Annotated in this window: 22 protein-coding genes; 10 read left to right on the forward strand and 12 right to left on the reverse strand. The window is 60.2% G+C overall.

Features of this window, described 5'->3' with window-relative positions; translation table 11 throughout:
- The first annotated feature begins 428 nt into the window (after positions 1 to 428).
- From IE127_RS19170 to IE127_RS19180, 3 genes are all read left to right on the forward strand, one after another.
- Positions 429 to 1766 carry an Nramp family divalent metal transporter gene (locus tag IE127_RS19170; protein ID WP_189427410.1) on the forward strand — a complete coding sequence of 446 codons (1338 nt, stop codon included), beginning with the start codon at positions 429 to 431 and terminating at the stop codon, positions 1764 to 1766.
- Between the two features lies 1 nt (position 1767).
- The gene (locus IE127_RS19175) at positions 1768 to 2256 is read left to right on the forward strand and encodes a Fur family transcriptional regulator (RefSeq protein WP_189427411.1); all 489 of its coding nucleotides are present in this window, start codon (positions 1768 to 1770) and stop codon (positions 2254 to 2256) included.
- A 307-nt stretch (positions 2257 to 2563) separates the two neighbouring features.
- Entirely contained in the window at positions 2564 to 3256 is a 693-nt protein-coding gene (locus tag IE127_RS19180) for a MotA/TolQ/ExbB proton channel family protein (protein WP_189427412.1), read from the forward strand.
- 75 nt (positions 3257 to 3331) lie between these two features.
- Here the strand turns inward: IE127_RS19180 and IE127_RS19185 are convergent, their stop codons facing one another.
- From IE127_RS19185 to IE127_RS19210, 6 genes are all read right to left on the reverse strand, one after another.
- Positions 3332 to 4579: a L,D-transpeptidase family protein gene (locus IE127_RS19185; protein WP_189427413.1), complete on the reverse strand. Its 1248-nt coding sequence runs from the start codon at positions 4577 to 4579 to the stop codon at positions 3332 to 3334.
- 317 nt (positions 4580 to 4896) lie between these two features.
- Positions 4897 to 5199, reverse strand: coding sequence for an ArsR/SmtB family transcription factor (locus IE127_RS19190; protein WP_189427414.1), 303 nt, complete (start codon positions 5197 to 5199; stop codon positions 4897 to 4899).
- Positions 5200 to 5236: 37 nt separating this feature from the next.
- Complete coding sequence (locus IE127_RS19195; protein WP_189427415.1) at positions 5237 to 6292, reverse strand: acyltransferase family protein; 1056 nt, start codon at positions 6290 to 6292, stop codon at positions 5237 to 5239.
- Positions 6289 to 6858 carry a DsbE family thiol:disulfide interchange protein gene (locus IE127_RS19200; RefSeq protein ID WP_244640369.1) on the reverse strand — a complete coding sequence of 190 codons (570 nt, stop codon included), beginning with the start codon at positions 6856 to 6858 and terminating at the stop codon, positions 6289 to 6291. Before IE127_RS19200 ends, IE127_RS19195 begins: the two co-directional genes overlap by 4 nt.
- A 254-nt stretch (positions 6859 to 7112) precedes the next feature.
- Entirely contained in the window at positions 7113 to 7598 is a 486-nt protein-coding gene (lspA, locus tag IE127_RS19205) for a signal peptidase II (RefSeq protein ID WP_189427416.1), read from the reverse strand.
- Entirely contained in the window at positions 7595 to 9931 is a 2337-nt protein-coding gene (locus IE127_RS19210; protein WP_189427417.1) for a heavy metal translocating P-type ATPase, read from the reverse strand. The genes lspA and IE127_RS19210 overlap by 4 nt, the downstream gene beginning before the upstream one ends.
- Positions 9932 to 9998: 67 nt before the next feature.
- Between IE127_RS19210 and IE127_RS19215 the strand changes: the two genes are divergently transcribed.
- The 3 genes from IE127_RS19215 (at position 9999) to IE127_RS19225 (ending at position 14844) form a co-directional block, all read left to right on the forward strand.
- On the forward strand, positions 9999 to 10433 hold the full coding sequence (locus IE127_RS19215; RefSeq protein ID WP_189427418.1) for a MerR family transcriptional regulator: 435 nt from the start codon (positions 9999 to 10001) through the stop codon (positions 10431 to 10433).
- A gap of 198 nt (positions 10434 to 10631) precedes the next feature.
- Positions 10632 to 12569 carry a M23 family metallopeptidase gene (locus IE127_RS19220; protein ID WP_189427419.1) on the forward strand — a complete coding sequence of 646 codons (1938 nt, stop codon included), beginning with the start codon at positions 10632 to 10634 and terminating at the stop codon, positions 12567 to 12569.
- 580 nt (positions 12570 to 13149) lie between these two features.
- Positions 13150 to 14844, forward strand: a complete 1695-nt coding sequence (locus IE127_RS19225; RefSeq protein WP_244640371.1) for a peptidoglycan D,D-transpeptidase FtsI family protein — start codon at positions 13150 to 13152, stop codon at positions 14842 to 14844.
- 43 nt (positions 14845 to 14887) lie between these two features.
- Here IE127_RS19225 and IE127_RS19230 read toward each other — a convergent pair whose 3' ends face one another.
- From IE127_RS19230 to IE127_RS19250, 5 genes are all read right to left on the reverse strand, one after another.
- A complete protein-coding gene (locus IE127_RS19230) occupies positions 14888 to 15712 on the reverse strand; it encodes a L,D-transpeptidase family protein (RefSeq protein ID WP_244640373.1) in 825 nt (274 codons plus the stop codon).
- A gap of 214 nt (positions 15713 to 15926) precedes the next feature.
- Positions 15927 to 16115 carry a hypothetical protein gene (locus IE127_RS19235; protein WP_189427420.1) on the reverse strand — a complete coding sequence of 63 codons (189 nt, stop codon included), beginning with the start codon at positions 16113 to 16115 and terminating at the stop codon, positions 15927 to 15929.
- 202 nt (positions 16116 to 16317) lie between these two features.
- Positions 16318 to 17319 (reverse strand): flavin-containing monooxygenase, encoded by a 1002-nt coding sequence (locus IE127_RS19240; protein ID WP_244640375.1) that lies wholly within the window; start codon positions 17317 to 17319, stop codon positions 16318 to 16320.
- A complete protein-coding gene (locus tag IE127_RS19245) occupies positions 17316 to 17966 on the reverse strand; it encodes a DsbA family protein (RefSeq protein ID WP_189427421.1) in 651 nt (216 codons plus the stop codon). Before IE127_RS19245 ends, IE127_RS19240 begins: the two co-directional genes overlap by 4 nt.
- Positions 17963 to 18376: a disulfide bond formation protein B gene (locus tag IE127_RS19250; RefSeq protein ID WP_189427446.1), complete on the reverse strand. Its 414-nt coding sequence runs from the start codon at positions 18374 to 18376 to the stop codon at positions 17963 to 17965. The genes IE127_RS19245 and IE127_RS19250 overlap by 4 nt, the downstream gene beginning before the upstream one ends.
- A gap of 255 nt (positions 18377 to 18631) precedes the next feature.
- Between IE127_RS19250 and IE127_RS19255 the strand changes: the two genes are divergently transcribed.
- From IE127_RS19255 to IE127_RS19270, 4 genes are all read left to right on the forward strand, one after another.
- Complete coding sequence (locus IE127_RS19255; protein ID WP_189427422.1) at positions 18632 to 19762, forward strand: multicopper oxidase domain-containing protein; 1131 nt, start codon at positions 18632 to 18634, stop codon at positions 19760 to 19762.
- 3 nt (positions 19763 to 19765) lie between these two features.
- Entirely contained in the window at positions 19766 to 20959 is a 1194-nt protein-coding gene (locus IE127_RS19260) for a ZIP family metal transporter (RefSeq protein WP_244640379.1), read from the forward strand.
- Positions 20960 to 21042: 83 nt separating this feature from the next.
- Complete coding sequence (locus IE127_RS19265) at positions 21043 to 21774, forward strand: DUF1223 domain-containing protein (protein WP_189427423.1); 732 nt, start codon at positions 21043 to 21045, stop codon at positions 21772 to 21774.
- 79 nt (positions 21775 to 21853) lie between these two features.
- Positions 21854 to 22396, forward strand: coding sequence for a hypothetical protein (locus IE127_RS19270; RefSeq protein ID WP_189427424.1), 543 nt, complete (start codon positions 21854 to 21856; stop codon positions 22394 to 22396).
- Positions 22397 to 22622: 226 nt separating this feature from the next.
- On the opposite strand, the gene IE127_RS19275 is transcribed toward IE127_RS19270, so the two are convergent.
- Positions 22623 to 23927 carry an O-antigen ligase family protein gene (locus tag IE127_RS19275; protein ID WP_189427425.1) on the reverse strand — a complete coding sequence of 435 codons (1305 nt, stop codon included), beginning with the start codon at positions 23925 to 23927 and terminating at the stop codon, positions 22623 to 22625.
- Positions 23928 to 23955 lie beyond the last annotated feature (28 nt).

Here is a 23955-nt window from a genome sequence, read left to right on the forward strand (position 1 = left end):
CTGCCGAGGTATAGAAGCCCTGAACAAATCATCATCCGTACCGGCCGTACCTCGCCAACGCCTGTTCGATACCAACGGGTGACTTCGACGCTCGATCGATAAGCCATAGGGGCACCTTGCATCCCTGGGTCAACAGCCTGTGACATGAACAGCTTTGTCCTGAGCATTATGCGGTTCCTAGTTGATCGCCAGATTGCCCTCTCCTTCGTATTCGCGCCATCCACGTAGCTGTGACTAAACCGCGCGCTCGCTTGATCCGCGAAGCGCTCCCGCCCCGTTGCGGGCAACTGAACGCTGTGGTCTTGCCGTGGATCCGAGCGCGGACACACGCGTCGTTATAAAGCAGGGACCGTAGCTTGTCTTCGAGCTTGCCAGAAGTTCATTCTCATGCTTATTGCAAATGACTTGCAAATGCACCAAGGCTGGTAATGGACGCGCGTGTACCAAAAACATTTTCAGGTTGGAAGCAAGGCAACCGCGATGCGTCGCTCTCCGACGTCCACCGCTCAATCCCGGTAAAATCCCAATCCTCGGTTTGGCGTCGCGCGGCGGCGTTCGTCGGTCCGGGCTATTTGGTGGCGGTCGGCTACATGGACCCAGGCAACTGGGCAACCTCGCTGGCGGGCGGCTCCAAGTTCGGTTACGCGCTCCTCGTCGTCGCTCTGGTTTCGAACATCATGGCGATCGTGCTGCAGTCGCTGTGCGCCCGGCTCGCCATCGCGTCTGGCCGAGACCTGGCGCAGGCATGCCGGGACGCGTTTCCAAAGCCTGTCGCTTACCTGCTGTGGTTCCTGGCCGAGATCGCAATTATTGCGACCGATATCGCCGAGGTCATCGGCACGGCTATCGGCCTCAACCTTATCTTCGGCATCCCGCTCGAGATCGGCGTACTTATCACCGCGCTCGACGTCTTCCTCATCCTCTACCTGCAGAAACTAGGGTTCCGGTGGGTGGAGGCGCTGATAGTTGCCTTGCTTGCCGTGGTCGCCGCCTGTTTTGTGGTCCAGATCGCATTGGCCGACCCGAATTGGGGCGACGTGATCCGCGGCTTCGCGCCAACGACGGAAATCGTGACCAATCCCGAAATGCTCTACCTCGCCCTCGGAATCCTCGGGGCGACGGTGATGCCCCACAACCTTTATCTCCATTCGGGCATCGTTCAGACCCGCGATTACGGCGACAGCGTGCCAGAGAGAAAGGAGGCGCTGAAATTCGCCACCATCGACTCTACCGTCGCGCTCATGTTCGCTCTGTGCATCAACGCATCGATCCTGATCCTTGCTGCAGCCACCTTCAACGTCGCCGGACAAACCGAAGTCGCGGAGCTTGGGGAGGTCCACAACCTTCTCGCGCCGATGCTGGGGCTGGCGATCGCGCCCACGCTATTCGGCATCGCCCTACTGTGCTGCGGCATCAACTCCACCGTCACCGCTACCCTTGCGGGTCAGATCGTCATGGAGGGGTTCCTCAACATCCAACTCCCCCCATGGCTCCGTCGACTGATCACCCGGGCGATCGCCATCATCCCGGCGGCGAGCGTGACCATATGGTTCGGCCAGTCGGGGACCGCTCAGCTTCTTATCCTCACTCAAGTGGTGCTGAGCCTTCAACTGTCCTTTGCCGTCTTCCCGCTGGTCATGTTCACAGCGGACAAAACCAAGATGGGTGAACTCGTCGCGCCCAATTGGCTCATCGCCTTCGCGGTGTTCATAGCGGTAGTTATCGCCGGGCTGAACGCTAAGCTCTTGGTAGATTTCGTGTTCTGAGATGGCGGACACAACCGACATTGACACGCTCCTACAGGAATGCCGCGCTCATGGGCTGAAAGCCACGGAAAATCTTAGAGCCGTCCTGGCCGCCTTGGCTGAAGGCGTGCGAGCTGAAGGGATGCGGCATCCGGACGTCGAAGAACTGCGCCGGGCGGTAGAGGCGAGAGGGCACCGCATCGCCTTGGCCAGCGTGTACCGTATCGTCGCCCAACTCACCCGGGTCGGCATTGTTGAGACCCACCATTTCGAGACTGGCAAGTCGAGGTACGAGCTCGCAAAGGGCCAAACGCACGACCACCTGGTCGATATCGATACCGGTGACATCCTGGATTTCCATGATGCGGCAATGGATGAGATCGAGGAGCGTGTGGCCGCCAGACTTGGGTATCGGATCGTTCGACGACGCGTCGAACTCTATGCGGTACGAATGGAACCGCGCGCGACGCTTCCGATCACCGTCGACGGTGGGGAAGGTGAGGCGAATTGAGCGCGCAAGCCGACATTTACTTGCCTTGTTTGCTACGAGGTTTGCTTAGTGGTTCGCCAGACCTGCGCACTCCCGGTAAGGGGGCGAGGAGACCCAGGAAGCCCAGTCGGCTCATCACAACAATTGCAAACGGCCAGATGAGGGCGGACAGGAAGCTGTTCAGTGCCAAGCGGCCCTGGCTCACCTCCCCGGTCAGCCCGGACCATAGCAGGACTATCTCGGCCGCGATGACGCAGAAAAGCGGCAACGCGGTAGATCCGAAACCCCGGAACGCGACCAAGGTGGTGAAGAACACGAGAAGGCCGGCATGCATGTGATTGGCAAGATTTTCAAAGGCCCAGCCTACAACAAGCAGGCATACCTCGAACTGCTCGGCATGCAGTTCGCCATGTACAAGCTCGTGCAGGCCAAGGGCATCCTTGCCCTTGAGCAACACGTGGAAAACCCCAAAGAGTCCACGCTGTTCAACGCCTTTCCCACCTTTGCGAAGAACCACCATGCCGTTGAATTCGTGTGCGACTACATGCGCATGGTAACCCTCGGATCGAACAACGTGCACGAGATGGAAGCTCTCATGGACGAGGAGCTCGAGACCCATCACCAGGAACAGGAACGTATGGTGGGCGCGCTGCAGTCGCTCGCCGACGGCACCCCCGCCTTGGGCATCGTGGCCGCCGTTTTGGGCGTCATCAAGACGATGGGGTCGATTAGCGAGCCACCGGAAGTCCTGGGTCACATGATCGGCGGCGCTCTGGTCGGCACGTTCTTCGGTGTGTTCATCGCCTACGGGCTGTTCGGACCCATGGCGCAATCGCTGCGCGGAACCTACGAATCGGAGTCCAAGTACTTTCTATCCCTCAAGACCGGCCTTCTTGCACACATCTCCGGTCAAGTGCCGGTGATGGCCGTCGAGTTCGCCCGTAAGGCGCTGATGTCCGAAGTGAGGCCGACCTTTGAGGAAGTCGATCTGGCAACACAGAATTTGCCCGCCACAACCTGATCGTAGGTGTTCCCAATCCTGGCACACAGCTGGTCGGGCTTGCCAGCTTGCCTGCGGGGTATCTGCAATTAGCGGCTAGGTTTCGAAGGTAACCTTGCCGGCCATATCGAATTCGTAGACGTCGTCGCGGAAACTAACGACACCTTGGCGGTTAGCCCATGCCGATATGTAGGTGGTGTGGATTTCGACAGGATTTCGGACATCGACGTCCTTCCGCTCGCCCGTAGAGAACACGTTCGCGATTTCCCCAGAGCCCCAGTCGCCGTTGTCGCGCAGAACCCAGCCGACAAAATCTTGTACCTGGTCAACCCGCACGCAGCCCGACGAATAGAACCGAGCGTTCTCGCCGAAAAGCCCCTTTGTCGGCGTGTCGTGCAGGTAGACGGCATGAGGGTTGTGGAAGTTGATCTTCACGTTACCCATGGAGTTCTGCGGCCCAGGGTCTTGCCGGAAGCTATAGTTGACCGCCTCCTCGGTCTGCCAGTTGATGTCGGTGGGCTGCAACTCGGCGCCGCTGCTATCGTAGATCCGGATCTGCTGCTCGGTCAGGTAGTTTGGGTTCTCGTTCATGTATTTGATAAGATCCCGCCGGATGATCGACACCGGCACGTTCCAAAACGGATTGAAATTGATCTGGTGAATGCGGCTCTTCAGGATCGGCGTTTGCCGGTCAATGCGACCGACCACGGCTGTGTGCCTGCGCACGACCGTGCCACCCTCCACAGTCTCAACAAACGCCGCGGGAATGTTGACCACGACATAGCGGTCGGCCAATGACGATGCCATGGCCTGGACGCGGAGGAGGTTGAGGCGCAGCTGATGGAGGCGAGTCTCTGCCGGAACGTTCAACGCGTACCAAGTTGCCTCGTCAACTTGACCGCTGACCTGTAGACCGTGTCGCGCCTGGAACCGCCTCAGGGCGGCGTCGGTGGTGGCATCGGCAACATTGTCGATATTTTCGGCCATTGGCATGTCGGCGGACGACAGCAGTCGACGTTTTAGCTGGATAACACCTTCTCGTGCCACTCCAAGTGTCACGCCATAGGTCTCCTGCGGCACCTGCTCCCAGCCACCACGCGCCACGAACGGCTCGTATTGAGCAATGGCCATTAAAAGATTGTTGGCAGTATCGTAGGAAAGGATTGGCTCGATTGTATCGATCGCCTGCAGCGCTGCGGCGCTATTGGCCTCGCGTTCGGCGTCCGTCAATGTGCGGCTCTGGTTCATCATGTCCCAAAGCGACTGAGCCCGGGCTGGGCCGGGGGCAAACACGGCGGCACCGGCCGCTGCCGAAACCAACCCTACGAAATCACGCCTTCTCATTGATCTCTGCCTATCCTGAATGTGTGGGCCTAGCATATCGGCAAAGCCCTACCTCGAAAATGCAACCAGACGGCCGATCACAGCGGTTTGAACATTTCGACTTAACGGGTCGATTGTGAGTCATGAACCGCAATCGGGTGCTCGGGAACCGCCAACTGAGCGTATAGTATCGCCCCGATGACCAAAATCACTGCGGCAGCGACAACTATCAGCACAAGAGTTCGACGTCGAAACAAAGCCGAGGACCTCTTACAAGCATTGTGTTTCCTTAGCTCTCTCATGAAGCGAATTTGTGGTCGCAGAATGCAAGAGAAGTCCTAGGGCGCCTGCTTCAAGCGAGCGCTTCGGCCTGCTGCGATTTCATCTGCATGTTCGATCATAACGCCGAGAGCCCTTTCGACGTGCTTGTCATTAAGTTGGTAAAATACATGCTTTCCTGACCGACGGCCGCTCACTATCCGCCCCGCCCGCAGCAGCCTCAAATGTTGACTGACCAGCGATGGATCTAGCTTCAGTTCGGCGGCGAGCCCGCCGACCGCCACGCGTCCGTTTCCGCAGTGCAGCAGAATTCGTAGCCGCGTGGGATCGCCAAGAAGCCTGAAGGTCGCGGCCAACGCCATTGTCACCCGATGATTGTCAGGCCCTACGCTCAGAGCATCACACCCTTTCCAAAGCCGCTGGTGATGAGGTCTTGGCCGCCAGCGGCGCTAGCCACTTCATAAGTGGACGCTCGATACCGATATGCAGAAGCCAGCCTGCAAGCGTGGCACACCCGATGCCCAGGACTGCTATGGGTAGATACATACCCGAGTAGCCAAAGCTGGCGTATGCCACTGCCGATAGCGCCCCAATGACATAGATGTGGGACAGATACGTCGAATAGGATGCGTCGCCTATCTGCTCGAGAAGCCGAATTGGACGAATGCGTTCATTCAGCTCAATCGCCAAGAAAACCGTGCAACTCGCAAAGGCCAGGGCGCACAGAAATGCCGCCCAGTCCTCGACCACGGTCGACGGCCAAAGCATCCCGAGCACCAGCCCGCCCAAGGCGACCAGTCCGGCGCCCCACAGAGCGACTGGCGGCGCGGAGGTTGTCTTGCGGTTGGCCATCACCCCAAGCACCATGCCTGCACAAAAAGCGAGCGGCATATAGCCGGTATAGAAGATAGCAAGATCGCCTTCTGGACGCCCCACCAATCCTGATAGCGCAAGGCCACTGAACCATATCGTCAAGATTACCACTCGTGGGATGGACCGGAGAAAGCAGAGTAAGGCGAAGCAAAGGTAGAAATAGACCTCGTAGTTGAGGGTCCAGCCTAGCTTGTAGATCGGATGGATGCCCCCGCTGGTCTCGTTGTAGAACGGGATGAACAGCAGCGATCGCCAGAGCTGCGACCAGTCGAAGGTCATGCTTTTGAACAGTTGTGGGGCCAACAAAGACAGCCCTGCGGTAAACAGGGTGGCGGCCCAATACATGGGGATGACACGCACAGCCCTGCGGCGGAGGAACAACCACCCTTCGAACGCTTCCTCGCCGGTGACGACCACCATGATAAAACCGGAGATGACGAAGAACAGGATGACACCTAACCAACCCCACCGACCGTAAAGCATCGGCTCGTCGATCAGGGGATAGAGGAAGGCATGCGACGCGACGACGAGAGCGGCCGCCAATCCGCGCAGATATTGAATGGAGCCAAATCGCCTCGTCATGAGCCCCCCTGCTCCGCTCGGATCGCTGAGACGAGGTCATCGAGTGAGGTACGGTCGAGTGGACCGACATGTCGTAGCAGCACCACGCCGTCCCCATTGACGAGGAAGGTCTCGGGCACGCCGTAGACACCCCAATCGATGGACGCTCGTCCGTTTCGATCCGCTCCGATTGCGTCGTACGGATTGCCGAGCTCATCGAGGAAAGCGATGGCATTCGCCTGCTCATCCTTGAGGTTGATGCCGAGGAGCTTGACGCCGGTCCGGGTCTTAAGTTCGACGAGTAATGGATGCTCGTCCCGACATGGGATGCACCAGCTCGCGAAGACGTTGACCACGCTGACCTGTCCGATCAGATCGGTCCGCCCCAGACCCGGGACGCCTGATTGCTCAAGAGGAGGTAGTAAAAATTCCGGCGCAGGCTTGTTGACCAGTACCGAAGGTAGATCGGTCGACGGGTTTCTAAGGGTGACAGCGAAAACTCCGACCAGACCGAGCAACGCAACGAGTGGCAGTGCAGCGAGCAGCATCCTGCGCGACAACCTGAGCGGTGCTTTTTCGGGGCTCAAGGGATCACCAGCGGTGGGGCTGGCTCTTGGACCGGCACTAAGGATTCTGCCGGCGTGCTCGTTGATGAATTTTGGACTGTTTGATTTGGCGCCCCCGTGGGTTGGGGCGCGGTGAACCTGAGGAAGATCGGAATAAGGAAAAACCATGCCACGACGAAGAGCATGGTCGTCCACAGTGCATAGTGGAATAACCGCATAGGAAGCGGCGCCTTATAGGCCACGGTCTGTCTCCGCTATTCGAGTGCCACATTTTGTCATGATGGGTGATTCCCGCGCACGGGCACAGTTTTACGAAGTTCCAGAAGTGCTCCGCCAAACAGGATCACCACACCCACGGTGATCCAAATGTCGGCCAGGTTGTTGGTGAACAGTGGCGCGTCTAGGCCACCGAAGGACAGAAAGTCTGTGACTGCCCCGTTGATCAACCTGTCGATCAGATTCGAACTCGCCCCGGCTAGTATGCTGCCGATAGCGACATATTCCCTTTCCAACCGGGAGCGGGCGAACCAGACCATGAGTGCGATGGTCATAGCGGCCGTTACTAGAGTGACAGGCCATGGCGACCCGGCGAAAAGCCCGAAGGACACGCCCGGATTGGAGACGAGACGCAAGGATAGGCCGGGCGCGAGCGGCACTGCCTCAGCAATTCCGCCGAGATTCTGTATAGCCCAGAACTTCGCCCCCAGATCGACTGCAATGAGGATTGGGACCAGGTAGAGACCTGCCGTGAACTTCCTCACGTCTTGCCCCCCAGCCCCTTCCAACCGAGGAGACGCATGGCGTTGGCCGTGACCAGCACAGTCGCGCCGGTATCCGCGAGAATGGCGGGCCAGAGGCCGGTGACACCGATGACGGTCGTCACCAGGAAGAATGCCTTGAGCCCGAGTGAGATCGTGATGTTTTGGGTTATGTTAGACATGGTGGCCCGCGACAGCAGGATCATGTTGGCGACGTCGACGACCCGCCCGTGCAGCACCGCGGCATCGGCGGTTTCGAGCGCAACGTCGGTACCGCCACCCATGGCAATGCCGATGTCGGCTGCTGCCAGTGCAGGAGCGTCGTTGATTCCGTCGCCGACTTTAGCAACGATCTTGCCGCTGGCCTTGAGCTCGCCGACGATGCGCTGCTTGTCCTCCGGCAACAGTTCGGCGCGCGGTTCGATGCCCAGCGTCTTTCCGATTGCAGCGGCGGTGCGCTTGTTGTCGCCTGTTAGCATGACGATGTCGGCGCCGAGATTCTTGAGTGCCTTAAGTCCCTCGACCGCGTCCGGACGGGGCTCGTCGCGCATAGCGATCAGACCCGCGACCACGCCGTTCGCCAAGAGGACCGACACCGTCTTTCCCTGGTCGTTCAAGGCGACGATATGGGCATCAAGGTCGGCGCCGAGGGCGACCTTCTCGGCGGCTGCCTTGGGCGAACCGAGGAACAACTCAACTCCATTGACCGTGCCAACAACACCCTTGCCGCCGACCGCGCCTGCCTTGGTAGCCTGTGCAGGCTCGATGCCATCGGCCTTCGCCTTGGCCAGGATCGCGCTGGCGAGCGGATGGCTGGAACCGACCTCGAGTGCCGCCGCCAGTTCCAGCGTTTCGCGCTCCGACTTCGACCCGGCCATGATATCGGTGACTTGAGGCTTGCCGGCTGTCAGCGTGCCGGTCTTGTCGAGGGCAACCATGTTGATCTTGCCAAGGGACTCGAGCACGGCTCCGCCCTTCATCAGCAGGCCGCGGCGAGCGCCGGCGGACAGTGCTGCAGCGATAGCGGCTGGGGTGGAGATAACCAAGGCGCACGGGCATCCGATAAGCAAAACGGCGAGGCCCTTATAGATCCACTCGTCCCATGGCTCACCGGTCAAGAGCGGCGGCAGGATGGCGATCAACGCGGCAACCACCATCACGCCGGGGGTGTAATAGCGCGAGAACCGATCGATGAAGCGCTCGGTCGGCGCCTTGGATTCTTGTGCCTCCTCGACCAGTGCAATGATGCGGGAAATCGTATTGTCGGCTGCGGCAGCGGTCACCCGGATGCGCAGTGCGCCTTCCTGATTGATGGTGCCGGCGAACACCTGGTCATCGACTTGTTTGCGCTTCGGCACGGATTCCCCGGTAACAGGCGCCTCGTCGATCGCGCTTTCGCCTGAGACGATGACGCCGTCAGCCGGGACGCGGTCACCAGGACGCACCAGGATGATGTCGTCGATGGCTAGAGACTCGGCCGGGACTTCCTCGGTCTTTCCGCCGACCTCACGGAATGCTGTCTTCGGTACCAGGGTAGCGAGAGCCTTGATACTGGCCCTGGCACGTCCAGTCGCAACGCCCTCCAGCAGTTCGCCGACCAGGAACAGCAGAACCACGATCGCGGCCTCTTCGGCGGCATTGATGAAAACGGCGCCGACAGCGGCAACCGTCATCAGGGTTTCAATGGAGAAAGGACTGCCGTTGACGGCGCCGACATAGGCGCGACGGGCGATAGGCAGCAGGCCAACGAACATGGCTGCGACGAAAACCCACTGCTCGATCTGCGGGAAGATTTGTCCGGCCGCGAATGCCACTGCGACAGCGATGCCGGCGACAATGGTCAGCCGAGCCTTCGTTGTCTTCCACCATGGCCCCTCTTCCAAGGAGTGGTCGTGACCGTGCAGTCCCTCGAGTTTATCGTCGTCGCGTTTTTTCGCAGCGCTCGACCTGTCGGATTTGCGATCCGAGCCATGCAGTTGTGCGTGCACGCTATGGTCGTGCGCGGCATGCCGGTGTCCATCGTGGTCGTGATCCGAGGGATCGTGCCCCTCGTGATCGTGGTCGTCGATATCGTTCACAGAACCTTGCACTGCGGCCTCGGACGCCTGGCGCGTTGGGAGTTCGATAGCCTTGTAGCCGAGGCTCGTGACCTTCTTCGCTACCGCGCTCACATCCGTGCTGGCGTCGTGCCGTACGGTCATGGTCCCGGAAACAACAGAGACTGAGACGTCCTCAACGCCACCGATCCTCCTGACTGCGGTGTCGATCTTGGACGCACAACTGGCGCAATCCATGCCCTCCACACGAAACCGTGTGGTATCCAGTTCAGCGGTCATCGCTCAAGCTCCTTGCAATCCATGCGGTCCCCATACATCCTCTAGCCACTATAGGAGCAAGCGTAAAATGCATCACGGTATCGCTATCGGGAAGGTTTCAGAAGCAGCTGGCGTTAAAATCCCCACCATCCGCTACTATGAGCAAATCGGGCTTTTGGCTCCGGATAGAACGGACGGAAATCGGCGCACCTATGCGAACGAGGACATCGAGCGTCTAACCTTCATCAGGCATTCGCGCGAATTAGGCTTCGATATCGACGAGATCCGCACCTTGCTGTCACTGCAGGACCATCCGCACCAATCTTGCCACGAGGCGGACACGATCGCCAAGGTCCGATTGGTCGAGGTGAAGCGCAAGATCGCCAGCCTGATTGCACTCAAGGCCGAATTGGAGCGCATGGTCGAGGGCTGCTCTCATGGTCGCGTTGAAACCTGCAGGGTCATCGAGATTCTCGCGGATCACGGCAAGTGCGTGTTCCACGATTCGGTGGCAGCCGCGTGAGTCCGATGTGCCTCGATCTTTGGGCTCGGTAGCGACGATTTGTCCCGGGGACCCCGAAATCGTAACAAATCCTGCGCGGGGCGTGCTTGCTGATCTTGCCGCTCACGACCACGTGATCGTATCTGGTCTGGCAAGCCTTAAAATTGCCCATGTAAACCTTCTGTCCGATGCCGACGATCAGGCATTCGTAGAGGGAATATGGGCGAGCGGGGAGCACTTCGGTTAGGGCAACGTCCGAGCCACCGCTACATGCATCTGCAGGGCTTCGTGGACGAGCCGGCACTGACAGTTCTGTCGGCTGAAGGAGCCGAGCCTGGTGGAAGGGAGGTCAGCATGGGATGGCTGGCGGGCACCGTCCTGACCGGCCTGACCTCGGTCCTGCTGATGGGTGCCGCCCTCTACGTATCGTTCGCCGGCGTCGACAGCTTCTCCACCGCCTACAAGGCACTCGATCTCGCCCCTTCGGAAACCATGAGCGCGGCAGTCGCCGAAGGCAAGACGGACCGGATGCGCCCGATCCTGACCACCAAATCAACGCGGGACGAGATCGAGGCCAGCGTGATGGAGGCAGCCGGTGGTAGCAACGTCATCCGCAACGCCACGTTCGTTCGGGTGAACGCTACCTTGGCGACGTCTGAAACGGTACTGACCGACGACGTCGCTGCCTACCGGCCGCAGGATTATATTGACGCAGTGGAAGACGAGATCGCCTCAACCTCGCTGGTGAGCCTCGACGTCATAGGGGAGCCCGTGGATGCCGAGGTCGCCGTCACAACATCAATATTGCCACTCGAGTTCGTGCCAGGCCGTTATATCGACGATGCAGCTGCCGCATCCTTCGCCGCCATCGGAATTTCCGAGGGCGCGCAGGACTACGCGATGGCCTACGCCGCTATGCCAGGCGCTTCGTACAACGTGGCGTCCCAGTCGATGGGCGTTGCCGAGAATGTCACGGTCGTGCCCAAAAACACAGTGGTTGGCGACGGCCTGCGGGTCACCGAGCGGATCGTGAAGCTGGAGGAGACGGCGTACCTCGCCGATGCCTTGCTTAAGCATGGATTCACCACGGCAGCCGCTGAATTGGTCATGGCGACCGTGCGCAACGTCGTCCCGGTGACGACGCTGGCCGCGCGGTCGCGGCTTCGCATTTTGCTCGGCCCTTCGCGGTCGGGCCCTGGGCTGATCCCGTATCGGCTCAGCATTTATAGTCATGACGACGCTACCAATTCCGATGCCCACGTTGCGACCGTCGCCCTTACAGATGCCGGCCAATACGTCTTGGGCCTCGCGCCATCCGAGATGGCCTTCGCCGAAGACAGCACCGAGCGCATCAGCGTGGCGAACCTGCCCACAATCTACAAGGCGATCTGGGAGACCGGGAGACGGAACGAACTGGACGACACCACCATCTCGAGGGTCATCGCCCTAGTGGCCTATGACGTCGACTTGACCAGAAAGGTCCAACCTGGCGACTCGATCGAGCTGCTGCAGGCGGCAGCAGCGGACGCGCTGCCCGCCCAACTGCTGTATGTCAGTCTGACGCTTGGCGGCTCTGAACGGAGTTTCTATCGCTTCCGCACCGACGATGGCGCCGTCGCCTATTTCGACGAGAGCGGCGAGAGCGGTAAGCGCTTCCTGCTGCGCCGACCGCTCGATGGCGGCGGTCGCCTGACCTCGGCAATGGGATCCCGCGTTGACCCGTTCAATGGCGGCAACGCCAATCACGAAGGCACCGACTTTGCGGCGCCGCGCGGAACGCCGATATTCGCCGCGGCCGACGGCACCGTGGAGATGGCACAGTGGTACTCGGGCTATGGCCGCTATGTGCGGCTATCACACGCTAATGGCTACCAGACCGCCTATGCACACATGAACCAGATCGCCGATGGCCTTGCGCCTGGGGATACAGTCCGACAGGGCCAGGTCATCGGCTATGTCGGTTCCACCGGCCGTTCGACGGGCAACCACCTGCACTTCGAACTGGAGATCAACGGGCGCATCGCGGATCCGTTGGAGGTGAAGCTGCCAAGGGCACGCACGCTACCGCCTCAATACGAGCGTGACCTGCAGCAAACAATTGAACAGGTGCGCTCCATCATGGAGACTGCGGACGGAGAAAGTGACGCAACGGCATGATCGGTGCCCAACAAGCTCGAGGTGGAAAGACGCCATGTCGGTGTGATCGCGCTCCTGCTCTATCAAAGGCCTGTGCACATTCGGGAATTAACCAACCGACTTGGCGAGCCGACCCGGTCGTAGCAACAGCAACCTTCCATTAATCTTTGGGGACGGAAATGGCATCATGACCTATCGCCGTCTCAGATCTTGGTACCGAGCCATTGCGCTGATTCCGCTGCTTCTGGCAACGATGGTGCTCCTGGGATTGCCGACATCCAATGCGTCCCCCTACTCCACTGCGAACCGAGTCAAAATCCTTCAGTCAGTGGACGGGCATGGCCACCCCCGGGGGGCCATGCATACACACGCCTCATGCTTGAATGAGCAAGTGCCGAACAATTCGCTCGAAGCGAACCCGCCTCAGGCGGAACCTGTACGAGCGGCTTGGCAGTGCGGCCATACCGTTCCTCTCAGGGGCACACGACCGCAACCTCTCGATCGCCCTCCTGCAAGCTTCTGACACGCTACCGGGCGTGAAGCGCCTCGATCGCTGCGTTCGCGTCTGCAACAGCGCACCCCTTGATCATGAGATATCGTTTTGCAAACCAACCATCAAACGATCGCACTGGAAGGCGCGAAGAGTGTTCGGACGAACCTAACCCGTCGCCGCATCGCCATCATGGTCATCGTCATGGCCGTCGGTTTTTTCATAATCGCCGCTCGTCTGCTGCAACTTGGGTCAGTGGAGACGGAGACGGTGATCGAGGGCAGGACGATCAGTGAGATCGAAGCCTCCCGGCCGCCCATTCTTGACCGGAACGGACTTCCCATGGCCGTGGACATCCGCGTCCCTTCGCTCTATGCGGAGCCCCGGCGGATCATCGACGTGGAAGAAGCGGTCGTAGCGCTGCGAACGGTGCTACCCGAGTTGGACCAAGCCTGGCTGCGCAAACGCCTGACAGGCGACAAGGGCTTTGTCTGGATCAAACGGGAGTTGACGCCCGCTATCCGTGATCAAGTGATGCGTCTGGGAATACCCGGCCTCGACTTCCTCACCGAAAGCCGTCGATTCTACCCGGGCGGCGCCGATGCCGCGCATGTGCTGGGCACCGTCAACATCGACAGTCAGGGCATCTCCGGGATCGAACGCGGCATCGATGATGGTGGCGTAGCTGCGTTGCAGGCATTCGGTCTCGCACGCGACCAAGAGCTGCAACCAATAGGCTTGAGTATCGACATGCGCGTCCAGTATGCGATGCGGGCGGAACTGGTCGATGCGATCGCGCGGTACAAGTCGCTCGCCGCGGCGGGAGTGGTACTCGACGTCAGGACCGGCGAGGTTCTCGCGATGGTCTCGCTGCCCGACTTTAATCCCAATGTCCCAGCTTCTGCACTGGAAGAGGGGCGTTTCAATCGCATAACTGCCGGCAATTTCGAGTTGGGATCGGTTGTTAAGGCGGTGTCCTTTGCGGCCGCCCTCGACAGCGGCGCCGTGACCTTGGCGGACTCGTTCGATGCTCGCTTCCCTGTCCGCTTCGGCAGATTCGCAATCAACGACTTTCGCGGCGAGGGCCGCATCCTGACTGTGCCGGAGATTTTCCGTTACTCATCTAATGTCGGCACTATCCAAATGATGCAGCGGATGGGGGAGGACAATTATCGCGCCTTCTTCAGCCGTATCGGCTTCGATCGGTCAATCATTACTGAACTCCCCGAACGGACACCTCCCAATGTCGCGACGGAGTTTTCGGATGTCGTGGCAGCGACGGCCTCATTCGGTCACGGATTCAGCGTTTCGCCATTGCACATGGCGCGGGCGCTGGCCGCCTTCGTCAACGGGGGCAACCTGATGGCCCCTACATTCTATCCCAGAACCGAGCAAGAGGCGTTGGCGCTATCCACCCGGGTGATCTCCGAGCAAACCAGCGCTCAGCTCCGGCAGCTGTTGCGATTCAACGCGGTCGTCGGATCTGGATCCCGGATGAACCGATTGGCCCTCGGTTATCGGGTTGGAGGCAAGACCGGAACGGCGGAGAAGGTGATCGATGGCCGATACGGCACGGGCAAAAACCTCAACGTGTTCGTGACCGCCTTTCCCATGGAGGACCCGCAATACGTCATGCTGGTACTGCTGGACGAGGCGTCCCCCGAAACTCCACAATCGGGCAATACAGCAGGCTGGAACGCAGGTGAGGTGTCTGGCCGCATAATCGCCAAGGTAGCGCCCATGCTGGGCGTCGCGCCGAGCGAGGACGAGTCGTTCGACGCTCAGATAATGGCCGCAATGGAATGAGGCCGATACAACTACCAGGCATCTTCAGACGACATCGGGTCGATTAGAACGCTCCTGCTTGAAATGTAGACATTGAGACCGGGCATGCGCCTGAGGGGTCGAGAGGCTGACTACCCGGGGCACCCTTGTTGAAGATATAGCGTCGCTCACAAACATCCCAAGTCGGGGGTTGCCGGGTCGCCTCGAATGCGTCTGTACCTTCCTTCAGATTTTCCCAGAACGCGAGGTGCGGGCTGGCGGCATTGGCGGCCATGTTGGCTTCGCTCATGCGGAACGGCAGCAACTGCAACTGGAAGGATCGGTTTCCGCCTTTGAATGTCTCCCGCGCCATGGCGTAGATTTCTTTTATTCCCTCGTCCGTCATGGCGTAGCACCCCACGGACTTACAATCGCCATGGATCATCAGGTTCGTGCCGGTACGACCCCAAGCCTGGTCGAACTTGTTGGGAAAGCCTACGTTGAACGACAGCCAGTAAGACGACTTTGGGTTCATCAGCCCAGGAGTGACGTCGTAGAAGCCCTCGGGTGACTGGTAGTCGCCTTCTCGTATCTTCGGCCCCAATGCCCCCGACCACTTGCATATCTCATAGGTCTTGAGGAGCGCGTAGCTTCCCGAAGTGGTCCGTTTCCAGACCTCGAGTTCCGATGTTTCCTTAAACAGGCGAACCACCATCGGCTCAGACGGCGACGAGCCGATCGCTGCCATCCGGTCAATTAATGCCTTGGGCAGGGGAACGTTCTGCCGATTGTCGCCCACGAACTGGCTGCAGGCCGCCAGTGATATGGCGGCCAAGATTACGCAGGCGATGCGCATCGCGCGTCCAAGTGTTGTGCACATTTGATTTACCATGGTGAGCTGACCCACCATAGCTTTAGTCGCCTTACCGATAGGTTTCTGGCAAGCGGACTCGTTATCACGTCAAGGTGTTTGTCACGCGAATTGCTGGAAGTTGGGAAGCATACGCCGGCTGCCCTGGACGGCTGGGCTGCGCCCCACAGTGGACCGAGGGGCAGGATAGTGCCAAGACGTGGACATTGCCGCAAAAAAGGGCCCCGCACCGGGCCCCTCCTAAAGACTTCGATTATTTCTTGCTGCCGCTAGACTTGTCGCAGTGACCATGCGGGTCGAGGTCGCCTGGCTTATGGCCGGGATGATCATGGTGCTCGCCGGGCTTCTCGGTCACCGACTTGTCGCGGTGGCCATGCGGATCGAGATCGCCTGGCTTGTGGCCAGGGTGGTCATGGTGTTCGCCGGGTGCTTCCTTTGCCATGATAGCTCTCCTCATGTTGTCGTTCGCAGGTAACGGGCATTCATGCGGCATGTTCCGAGATGCCGAAAACGTGACTGTGTCACTGCGACGGTCTGACGCGGCGGCTCTAGAAGGCGTCACGACGTCGCGGCCATTCCAGAGAAGTGGGGCCCCGTCAGATGATGACATTTGGCGGGTGCAGAAACTCTGCTTGCCCTGGGCCTTAAGGCGATTGTAGGGCCGCCGAAACGGCCAGTTCGGCGTCGCGCCCCGCTCCCGCTATCAACGCCGACGCCCTGTTCTGTTGCCACGGCCGTCCCAGTAGGAGAAGGCCCTTGTGGGCCTCCCTGGCGACCCATGACCGATCTTCGCGATACCCGATCGCCCAGACCACTGTCCCGAATTGGCCGGACGAGCCGTCCTTGAAGAAGACACCGGAACCGTTGGCCGCGGAAAGTCGAGGACGAACGGTGATGCCAGCAGCGCGCAGAGCGGGCAGGCTTCGGCCGCGATCGGGAAATGGATCTGCAGACCGCATCAACCTGCCGACCATCGAGGTTGGACGGGAATAGAGCAGACCGGTACGGTGGAGCCACCACCACGTGTTGCGCCCAAGGATACGTTCGGGGAAGAGCCGACGCGGCTTACCGGTGGCCAGGGTAACTGCATGGGTCTGTGCCAGGTCCATGGCAATGTCGCGTCCCGAGGCCCCGTCGCCGACCACGAGGACGGCACCGGCCGCGGCGTCGTTCGGGTTGCGATAGGTGGTCGCGTCCAGATCGACCACGCCGGCACCGAAACCCGAGCGCAACTCAGAGACGACCGGCGTTTGAAACGCGCCTGTCGCGTCAATCACGCCTCTCGCGCTAATCTCGGTCCCATCCTGTAGCCCCGCATGGAATTTGCCGCCCCAGGTCAACCGTGTGACGCCTGCTCGGGACCGTACCGGCAAATCCAGCTTCGACGCGTATCTTTCGAGGTAGTCCGCGAACTCCTCGCGGCTGGCATAGCCTTCTTGGTCGCCCTCCAGCACCACTCCCGGCAAGCGGCTAAGTCCGCGTGGAGTGAACAAGGTCAGGGTGTCGTATCTGTTGCGCCAACTGTCGCCGACTCTAGCGCCAGCATCCACGATGGCGAACTTCACCCGTCGTTCTCGCAACCAGTAGCCAGCGGCCAGACCTGCCTGACCGGCGCCAATGACTAGGATATCGACGTCATCGATCACTGCGCTGCGACCTCGCTTGCGACCAGGTCCGCGAGGTTCTGCGGGTCGGTACCTGTGGGCGCCTTGCCGTTGACGAAGAAGGTGGGGGTCTGCACCACGCCGAGTGCGTCAACATCTGCCATGTCGGTATTGAGCACGCCGATGATCCCAGGGCGGAGCGCATCCTGCTTTGCCCTCGCTACGTCCAGCCCGGCCTCCCCTGCAACCTGCCACGCCAGTTCGAGATTCGGACCTTCGTGAGTTGCCCAGTCCGGCTGGCGTGCTAGCAGTGCTTCCAACACAGGGATGAACAGGTCCTGGAGACGCGCTGCCTCAAGGATCTTCACTGCCTCGTCGGATCCGTCATGGAATGCCGCGTAACGCAACACGAGCTTCACCTGGCCGGGATGGCGATCCATGATCTGCTTGACGATCGGATAGTATGCCCGGCAGGCCTCGCAGCTCGGGTCGAAGAACTCGGCAATGGTCACCGGCGCATCAGCAGGCCCGATTACGAACGAATGTGGACGCACGTAACCTGCGTCCTCGAAATTCGCCACGACGGGCGAGGCGGGCTCAGGCGTCTGCTGTGTGTAGACCCACGCACCGGCTCCAAAGACGATTACTGCCACGACGGCGACGGCGATGACTAGGAATCTGGAATTCATTTCGGGTTCTTGGCGAGTATGGCGAGAAGGGTGGAAATGGCGGCGAAGGACGCGGTTGCCATGAAGGGGAGCGGAACGCCCAGGACCACCATGCCGTCGCCGGAACAGGACGGGCCCGCGCGGCAGGGCTCGATCGGCGCCGTGAGAACGCCGGCATACATTAGCGAGTGGTATCCGGCGACCGCCAGGCCGGCGAGAGCCACGGGCAAGGCGTAGCGCCAGATGCTGGCATCATTGCGGAACGCGGCGACGCCCAGGATCAGCGCGAGCGGGAACATCGCGATGCGCTGGTACCAACATAGCACGCAAGGCATCTGTCCCATGACCTCGCCTACGAACAGAGCGCCGAATGTCGATATCCCAGCCAATGTCCAAGCGGCGAACAGGATGGTCCAAGTGTTTCGTGTCAGGTGCGCCTCCCATTATCCCCTCAACCTACAATTTCATGCCACTAGAGGAGCAAGATAGTTCCTGCGGCCCGACCGGGTAAAAACGCCGCAGGGCTGCAGACAGTCTATATCATTGGTCGGCGGCTTCTCGGACACTCGCGCCAGCGTGGTACCGCGCGAAAAGCTAGACGATTAACCTCCAGCTGCAAATCATTCCTACTTGCAACAATCGCGCGGTTAGCGTCTAGTTGCGAATTATTCGCATAAGGGTGATGCATGCAGAACGAGCCTGCCGATACGGTCACACGCCGGAGCCTGCTTATAGGCGGCCTAGTGGCCGCGGGTGGAACCGCGGTCCTCGCTTCCACCGCAGCGGGCCAATCGATGCCAGGTCACGATATGGGCGAGATGTCGGCGGTCGAGCCCGTGAACCCCTATGCAGCGCCGTCCGCCCACGACGGCGCGCACGGACAAATGATGACGGTCGGACGCGTCGATCCGGAGACAAACGGCTTCGACCCCACACCTATGCTGACGGAATGGGACCTGGGAACCGTCACCACCATGGAAGACGGACGGGTGTTGCGGACGTTTGAGGTGGAAGCCGTCGACAAAGAGATCGAGATCGCCCCGGGGGTGATGTTTCCAGCCTGGACCTTCAATGGCCGCGTTCCGGGCCCAGCGCTGCGCGCCAAGGAGGGCGAACGCCTCCGAATCGTCTTCCGCAACTACGGATCGCACCCACATTCGATGCATTTCCATGGCATCCACTCGTGGCGCATGGACGGTGTGCCCGGCGCCGGCCTGATCAACCCCGGGGAGGAGTTTATCTACGAGTTCGACGCCAAGCCGTTCGGTTGCCACCTGTATCATTGCCACGCCCTGCCCCTGAAGCGGCACATGCACAAGGGGATGTATGGCGCCTTCGTCATCGACCCCGACCCTGCCCTGCACCCAGAATTCGAAGCTGTGGCCAAGTCGCGCCTGCTCGGCACCCCCGAAAACGCCCGTTGGCAGGAAATGGTCATGGTGATGAACGCGTTCGACACCAACTTCGACGGCGAGAACGAGTTCTATGCCGTCAACACTGTCGCGCATGCCTATGCCGTGCAGCCGATCCGCATCGAGAAGTCGCGGCCCGCCCGCATTTATCTAATTAACGTGACCGAGTTCGACCCCATCAACTCGTTCCACCTCCACGCCAACTTCTTCGACTATTTCGATACCGGCACCACGTTGACCCCCACGCTGCGGACCGTCGACCTGATCATGCAGTGCCAGGCGCAGCGCGGCATCCTCGAGTTCAGCTACGCAGACCACGAGGCCGGCCAATACATGTTCCACGCGCATCAAGCCGAGTTCACCGAGTTGGGCTGGATGGGCATGTTCGACGTGGTGGAGGGCTAAACCATGACCGCTCCTGAGATGACCGCCGGCTCGCCGGGGGATCGCCCCAATCGCCTCATGCTTTTGTGGCTCCTGCTTCCGGTAATCGTCCTGGGGATCGCCATCGCTTGGATCGCATCCGCCGACCCGCTGCGCAGCTTCAACAATGGGGCGCCGCCCGTGGAGGCGTTCACCTACGAGAGGACGATCCTGGACGGTAACGGCTTGCGCGTGCTCGTGCGCGCAGGGGGATCGGAGCCGATGACCGTCGCCCAGGTCCAGGTTGACGATGCCTACTGGAGTTTTACCCAGGATCCTCCCGGCCCGATCGCCCGCGGCAGCACCGTGTGGCTCAGCATCCCCTATCCATGGGTGCTCGGCGAAGCGCACGCCATCAACATCGTCACCAACACCGGCGCCACGTTTCTGCACGAGATACCAGTAGCCGTCCCCACTCCAGTCCCGACGCAATCGCTGCTGTGGCAGCAGGCCCTAGTTGGTCTGATCGTCGGCGTGCTCCCGGTTGCCATCGGCCTGCTCTGCTATCCTGCGATGCGGGGTGTGGGCGCGGCCGGCATGAACTTCGTTCTGGCGCTGACGGTCGGATTGCTTGCCTTCCTTTTAGTCGACATGACCCTGGAGGCACTGGAGATAAGTGCTGCATCGGCTGCCCTATTCCAAGGGCCTTTGCTAGTGCTTCTGGCCGGCTCCGCCAGCTTCATGCTTCTCATGGCCATCGGTCGCTGGCGCGGTGCGCCGGCCGGGCTCGCCCTTTCGTTCTACATTGCGCTCGGCATTGGTCTGCACAACTTCGGCGAGGGGCTTGCGATCGGTGCGACTTTCGCCGTCGGGTCGGCCGGTCTAGGAACGTTCTTGGTGCTGGGTTTCGCGGTGCACAACGTCACCGAGGGAATTGGCATTGCGGCCCCGATCCTCAAGGCCAAGCCGCCGCTCTGGAGCTTCGCGGCCCTGACCCTGCTCGCCGGTGCGCCCGCGGTGGTCGGACTCTGGATCGGCAGCCTCGCCTACGCCCCGCAATGGACCGCCCTTTTCCTCGGCATCGGAGCGGGCGCCATCGCACAGGTTATCGTCGAGGTGACGCTATATACGACACGAACGGGCAAGGGGCGCGGCACGCTGCTGTCCATCCCAGTGATATGCGGTTTCCTTGTGGGCGTGGCCTTCATGTACGTGACCGCCGCCATCATCAAGTTCTGATCCAGTCGGTAAGGCTGCCCACCTGCCACGGCCTCACCGCGATTTGACTCGCCGGGTTTGAACTGCGGTGGCAAGCATATTTGATGACAAGCCAAGTCCTGGGAATAGCCGCTCTATTGATTTTCGTTTCCGGTGGGGGAGGCGTTGGCGGCGCTGAGCTTATCGGTCCACCCAAGGCTGTTCTGGAACTCTTCACCAGCCAAGGCTGCCCGTTCTCCCCCGACGCGGATCGCCTCGTCTCCCAGCTCGCGGAACGTGGAGACGTGATTGCCCTCAATTATCACGTGGATTATTGGGACTATATCGGCTGGAAGGACACTTTCGGGAATCCCGCCAACGCCGAACTGCAGCGCAACTATGCCGCGCTGTGGGGCGCCAGCAAGCTCTACACCCCGCAGCTTGTCATTTCCGGCACAAGCGGCATGCTTGGCTCTGACGAAACCGGCGCTGTAAAGGCGATCGAGGCCGCAGGCATGATGCGCCAAGTCGAGCTGGTTCAGAACGGAGACAGCCTGAATATCATCATCCCCGAACACGCAGGCGGACGACCCTCGGTCGTCTGGCTCGTCACTTATATCGAGCAGGAAACCGTCTCCATCGAGGCCGGCGACAATGCTGGTAGGACCCTGTCCTACGACCACATCGTCACGAATCGCGCGCCTCTGGCGGCACTAGGTGCCGGCATGGGCGCTCAGTTCAGTTTAGAAATCGGACGCGCACTGCCCGAACTCAAAACGGGCCTGGCTATTCTGGTGCAGGAGGACATCGGCGGAATGCCGGGTCCGATCACCGGCGCGAACGCGTTCGAGCGCTGACCTTCCAGGATACGAGCAGGTCGTTTTGTTTTTTCTTACTCCTTTAGCGACTGAGGATCGCATCCGGGAGGTATTGGCCATGTCGATTGCCATTCTCGCAGCAACTGCGCTCACCGCCGCGGTCCTTGCCGCTGGCTATTTTGCCCTCGGCTTCTGGACGATGCTCATATTCACGTCGGGATTCGTCACCGGGCTGGTCCTCTTCTCCGTGCGCCCAGGCATCGTTTCCTTTTCCGCGATCCGCTTGCCATTCTTCATCGCGTTCGGCCTCTTCGTGGTGCATCGAGTCGAGGAGTACCTTTTCTATTTCTTCGACCACCTCGCGGCGATCACCGGCGTGGCCACGCCCAACATTGCCTCGCCCAGCGTCATCCTAATGGTGGTGCTGTCTGTGGGGGCATGGCTGTTGGTACCCGTGCTGGCCGGCAAGAGCCGATTTGGGACCTATTTGGCCTGGACGTTCTTCTCGGCGATGGGCATCACCGAACTGGCCCATATCCTGGTCTTGCCCGTCATCGTCGGTCGTGCGTTTCAATACTTCCCGGGAGCGGCGAGCGTGGTTCTGCTAGCGCCGGCAGCGTGGTGGGGGCTAGCGATCCTGTGGCGTCGCGCCCGTCCGTAGCTCACATTGGCGCCGAGGGTGCCGGGCACGGTGGGACCGAAGCTCATCCCTCATGATGAGGAAGTCCTGTGAGTTGATCAATACGCCGTCGCTGTGAGTTCTCGCTCTAGCGGTGCGACGGCTGGGTGGCATCCTGCAGTGGGGGAGGACACCTCGTCTCCTCATTGCGAGCTACCGATGTGGTAGGCCCGTTCATCTCGGCCACCATGAGCGATGGTCATCGGATCTACGAGTTCCGGCGGCCAAACGATTTCGCGGAGGGAGCAGGCCGCTTACCTGCCAGATCATGACTAGCCACGGGTGCACTCGTCTGTATGCCGATACTGAACTGGTTAAAGCCCCACACGAGACCGAAGAATAGCCACAAATGGCGCCAGTGTTCGCCCTCATGTAGCGTCGCTCCCATAAGGATGCCGAGAAGAGAGATCAGCAGCGCTAACGCGATTTCGTCTTTCGTCTTCCGGTAGTTCCGGACTGATACGACCACGCTCCCAACCGCGAGAATAACGTAGCTGATTCCGCCTCCCCAGCCATAATTGACAAAGGAGCTGAGCCAGATGTTATGGATCGGTTCAGGGAAGATTTTCTCAAGCTGGAGCACTCCGACCCCGATTGGGTTTTGGATAATCATCGGCACCACCAGCCCATAGCGCGCGTATCGTCCCTCCTCTCCAAGGTCGTAAGACTTGGCAAAGGTGAGTCGATCCAGGAGCTTGGCGGTGAATTCAGCCGAAGTGAGGCTGGCGAAGGCGAAAAGGACGAAACCGGTCACGACAAGGCCGCCGATAATCATCAGCAGCCGACGTGGGCGCCCTCGGTTGTGGAAGAAGATGTAGGCAAAAAAGCAGAACAGACCCGCAACAACGGCGATGCGCGAGAAGGAGAGAAGGATACCAAGCAAGATAACCGCCAACGCGCCACTGAGCAGTACCTTGCTTCCTTGCCCACGAGAAAAGAAGTAGGCGCAGAAGACCACCGCCGGGATCAGAAACGACCCGTACATGTTGGGGTCGTCTATGAGCCCCTTGGCTCGCCCGTCCCAGGTCAGCAGCTCCATCTGGGTCAGGAAGCCAACGGTGCCGAGGATCGAGGCAATCCCGCCGGAGACGATGTAGACCTTCATGAAAACTTCAAAGTGCCGGCGGTTCCAGCTCATCGAAACGAAGGCGCCGATCACTCCAATAGAGATGGCAAAGGTCTTTGCCATGAGCTCGAAGCCGACAAAGTCCTGACCGAGATAGGGCATTGACGCGAGGAAAAAGGAAACTGCCCACGCCGCGAGAAGGAGAGTCAAAAAAATGGCCCGCCGGGTCACCTCCAGCTTCTTGAAGAGCGTCATATAGATGAGGGTGAGCAAGAAGGACGCGATGAACAGAAGGTCGACAGGCGACGGCCGCATCAGCGTGAAGTTCATGGCCAGCACAGCGATCAGGAAAATCAGATTCCGCGTCGAAAAGACGGCGAATCTCAGACCGGCGACGCTCACCCCGATCTCACGCGTTCCATTGCGAGTGCCCTCTTCGGTGGTCATGACGCGAGCCCCTGTCCGAGTAGGAATG

Origin of the sequence: Devosia pacifica, assembly GCF_014652635.1 — a bacterium.
Taxonomy (GTDB): Bacteria; Pseudomonadota; Alphaproteobacteria; order Rhizobiales; family Devosiaceae; genus Devosia; species Devosia pacifica.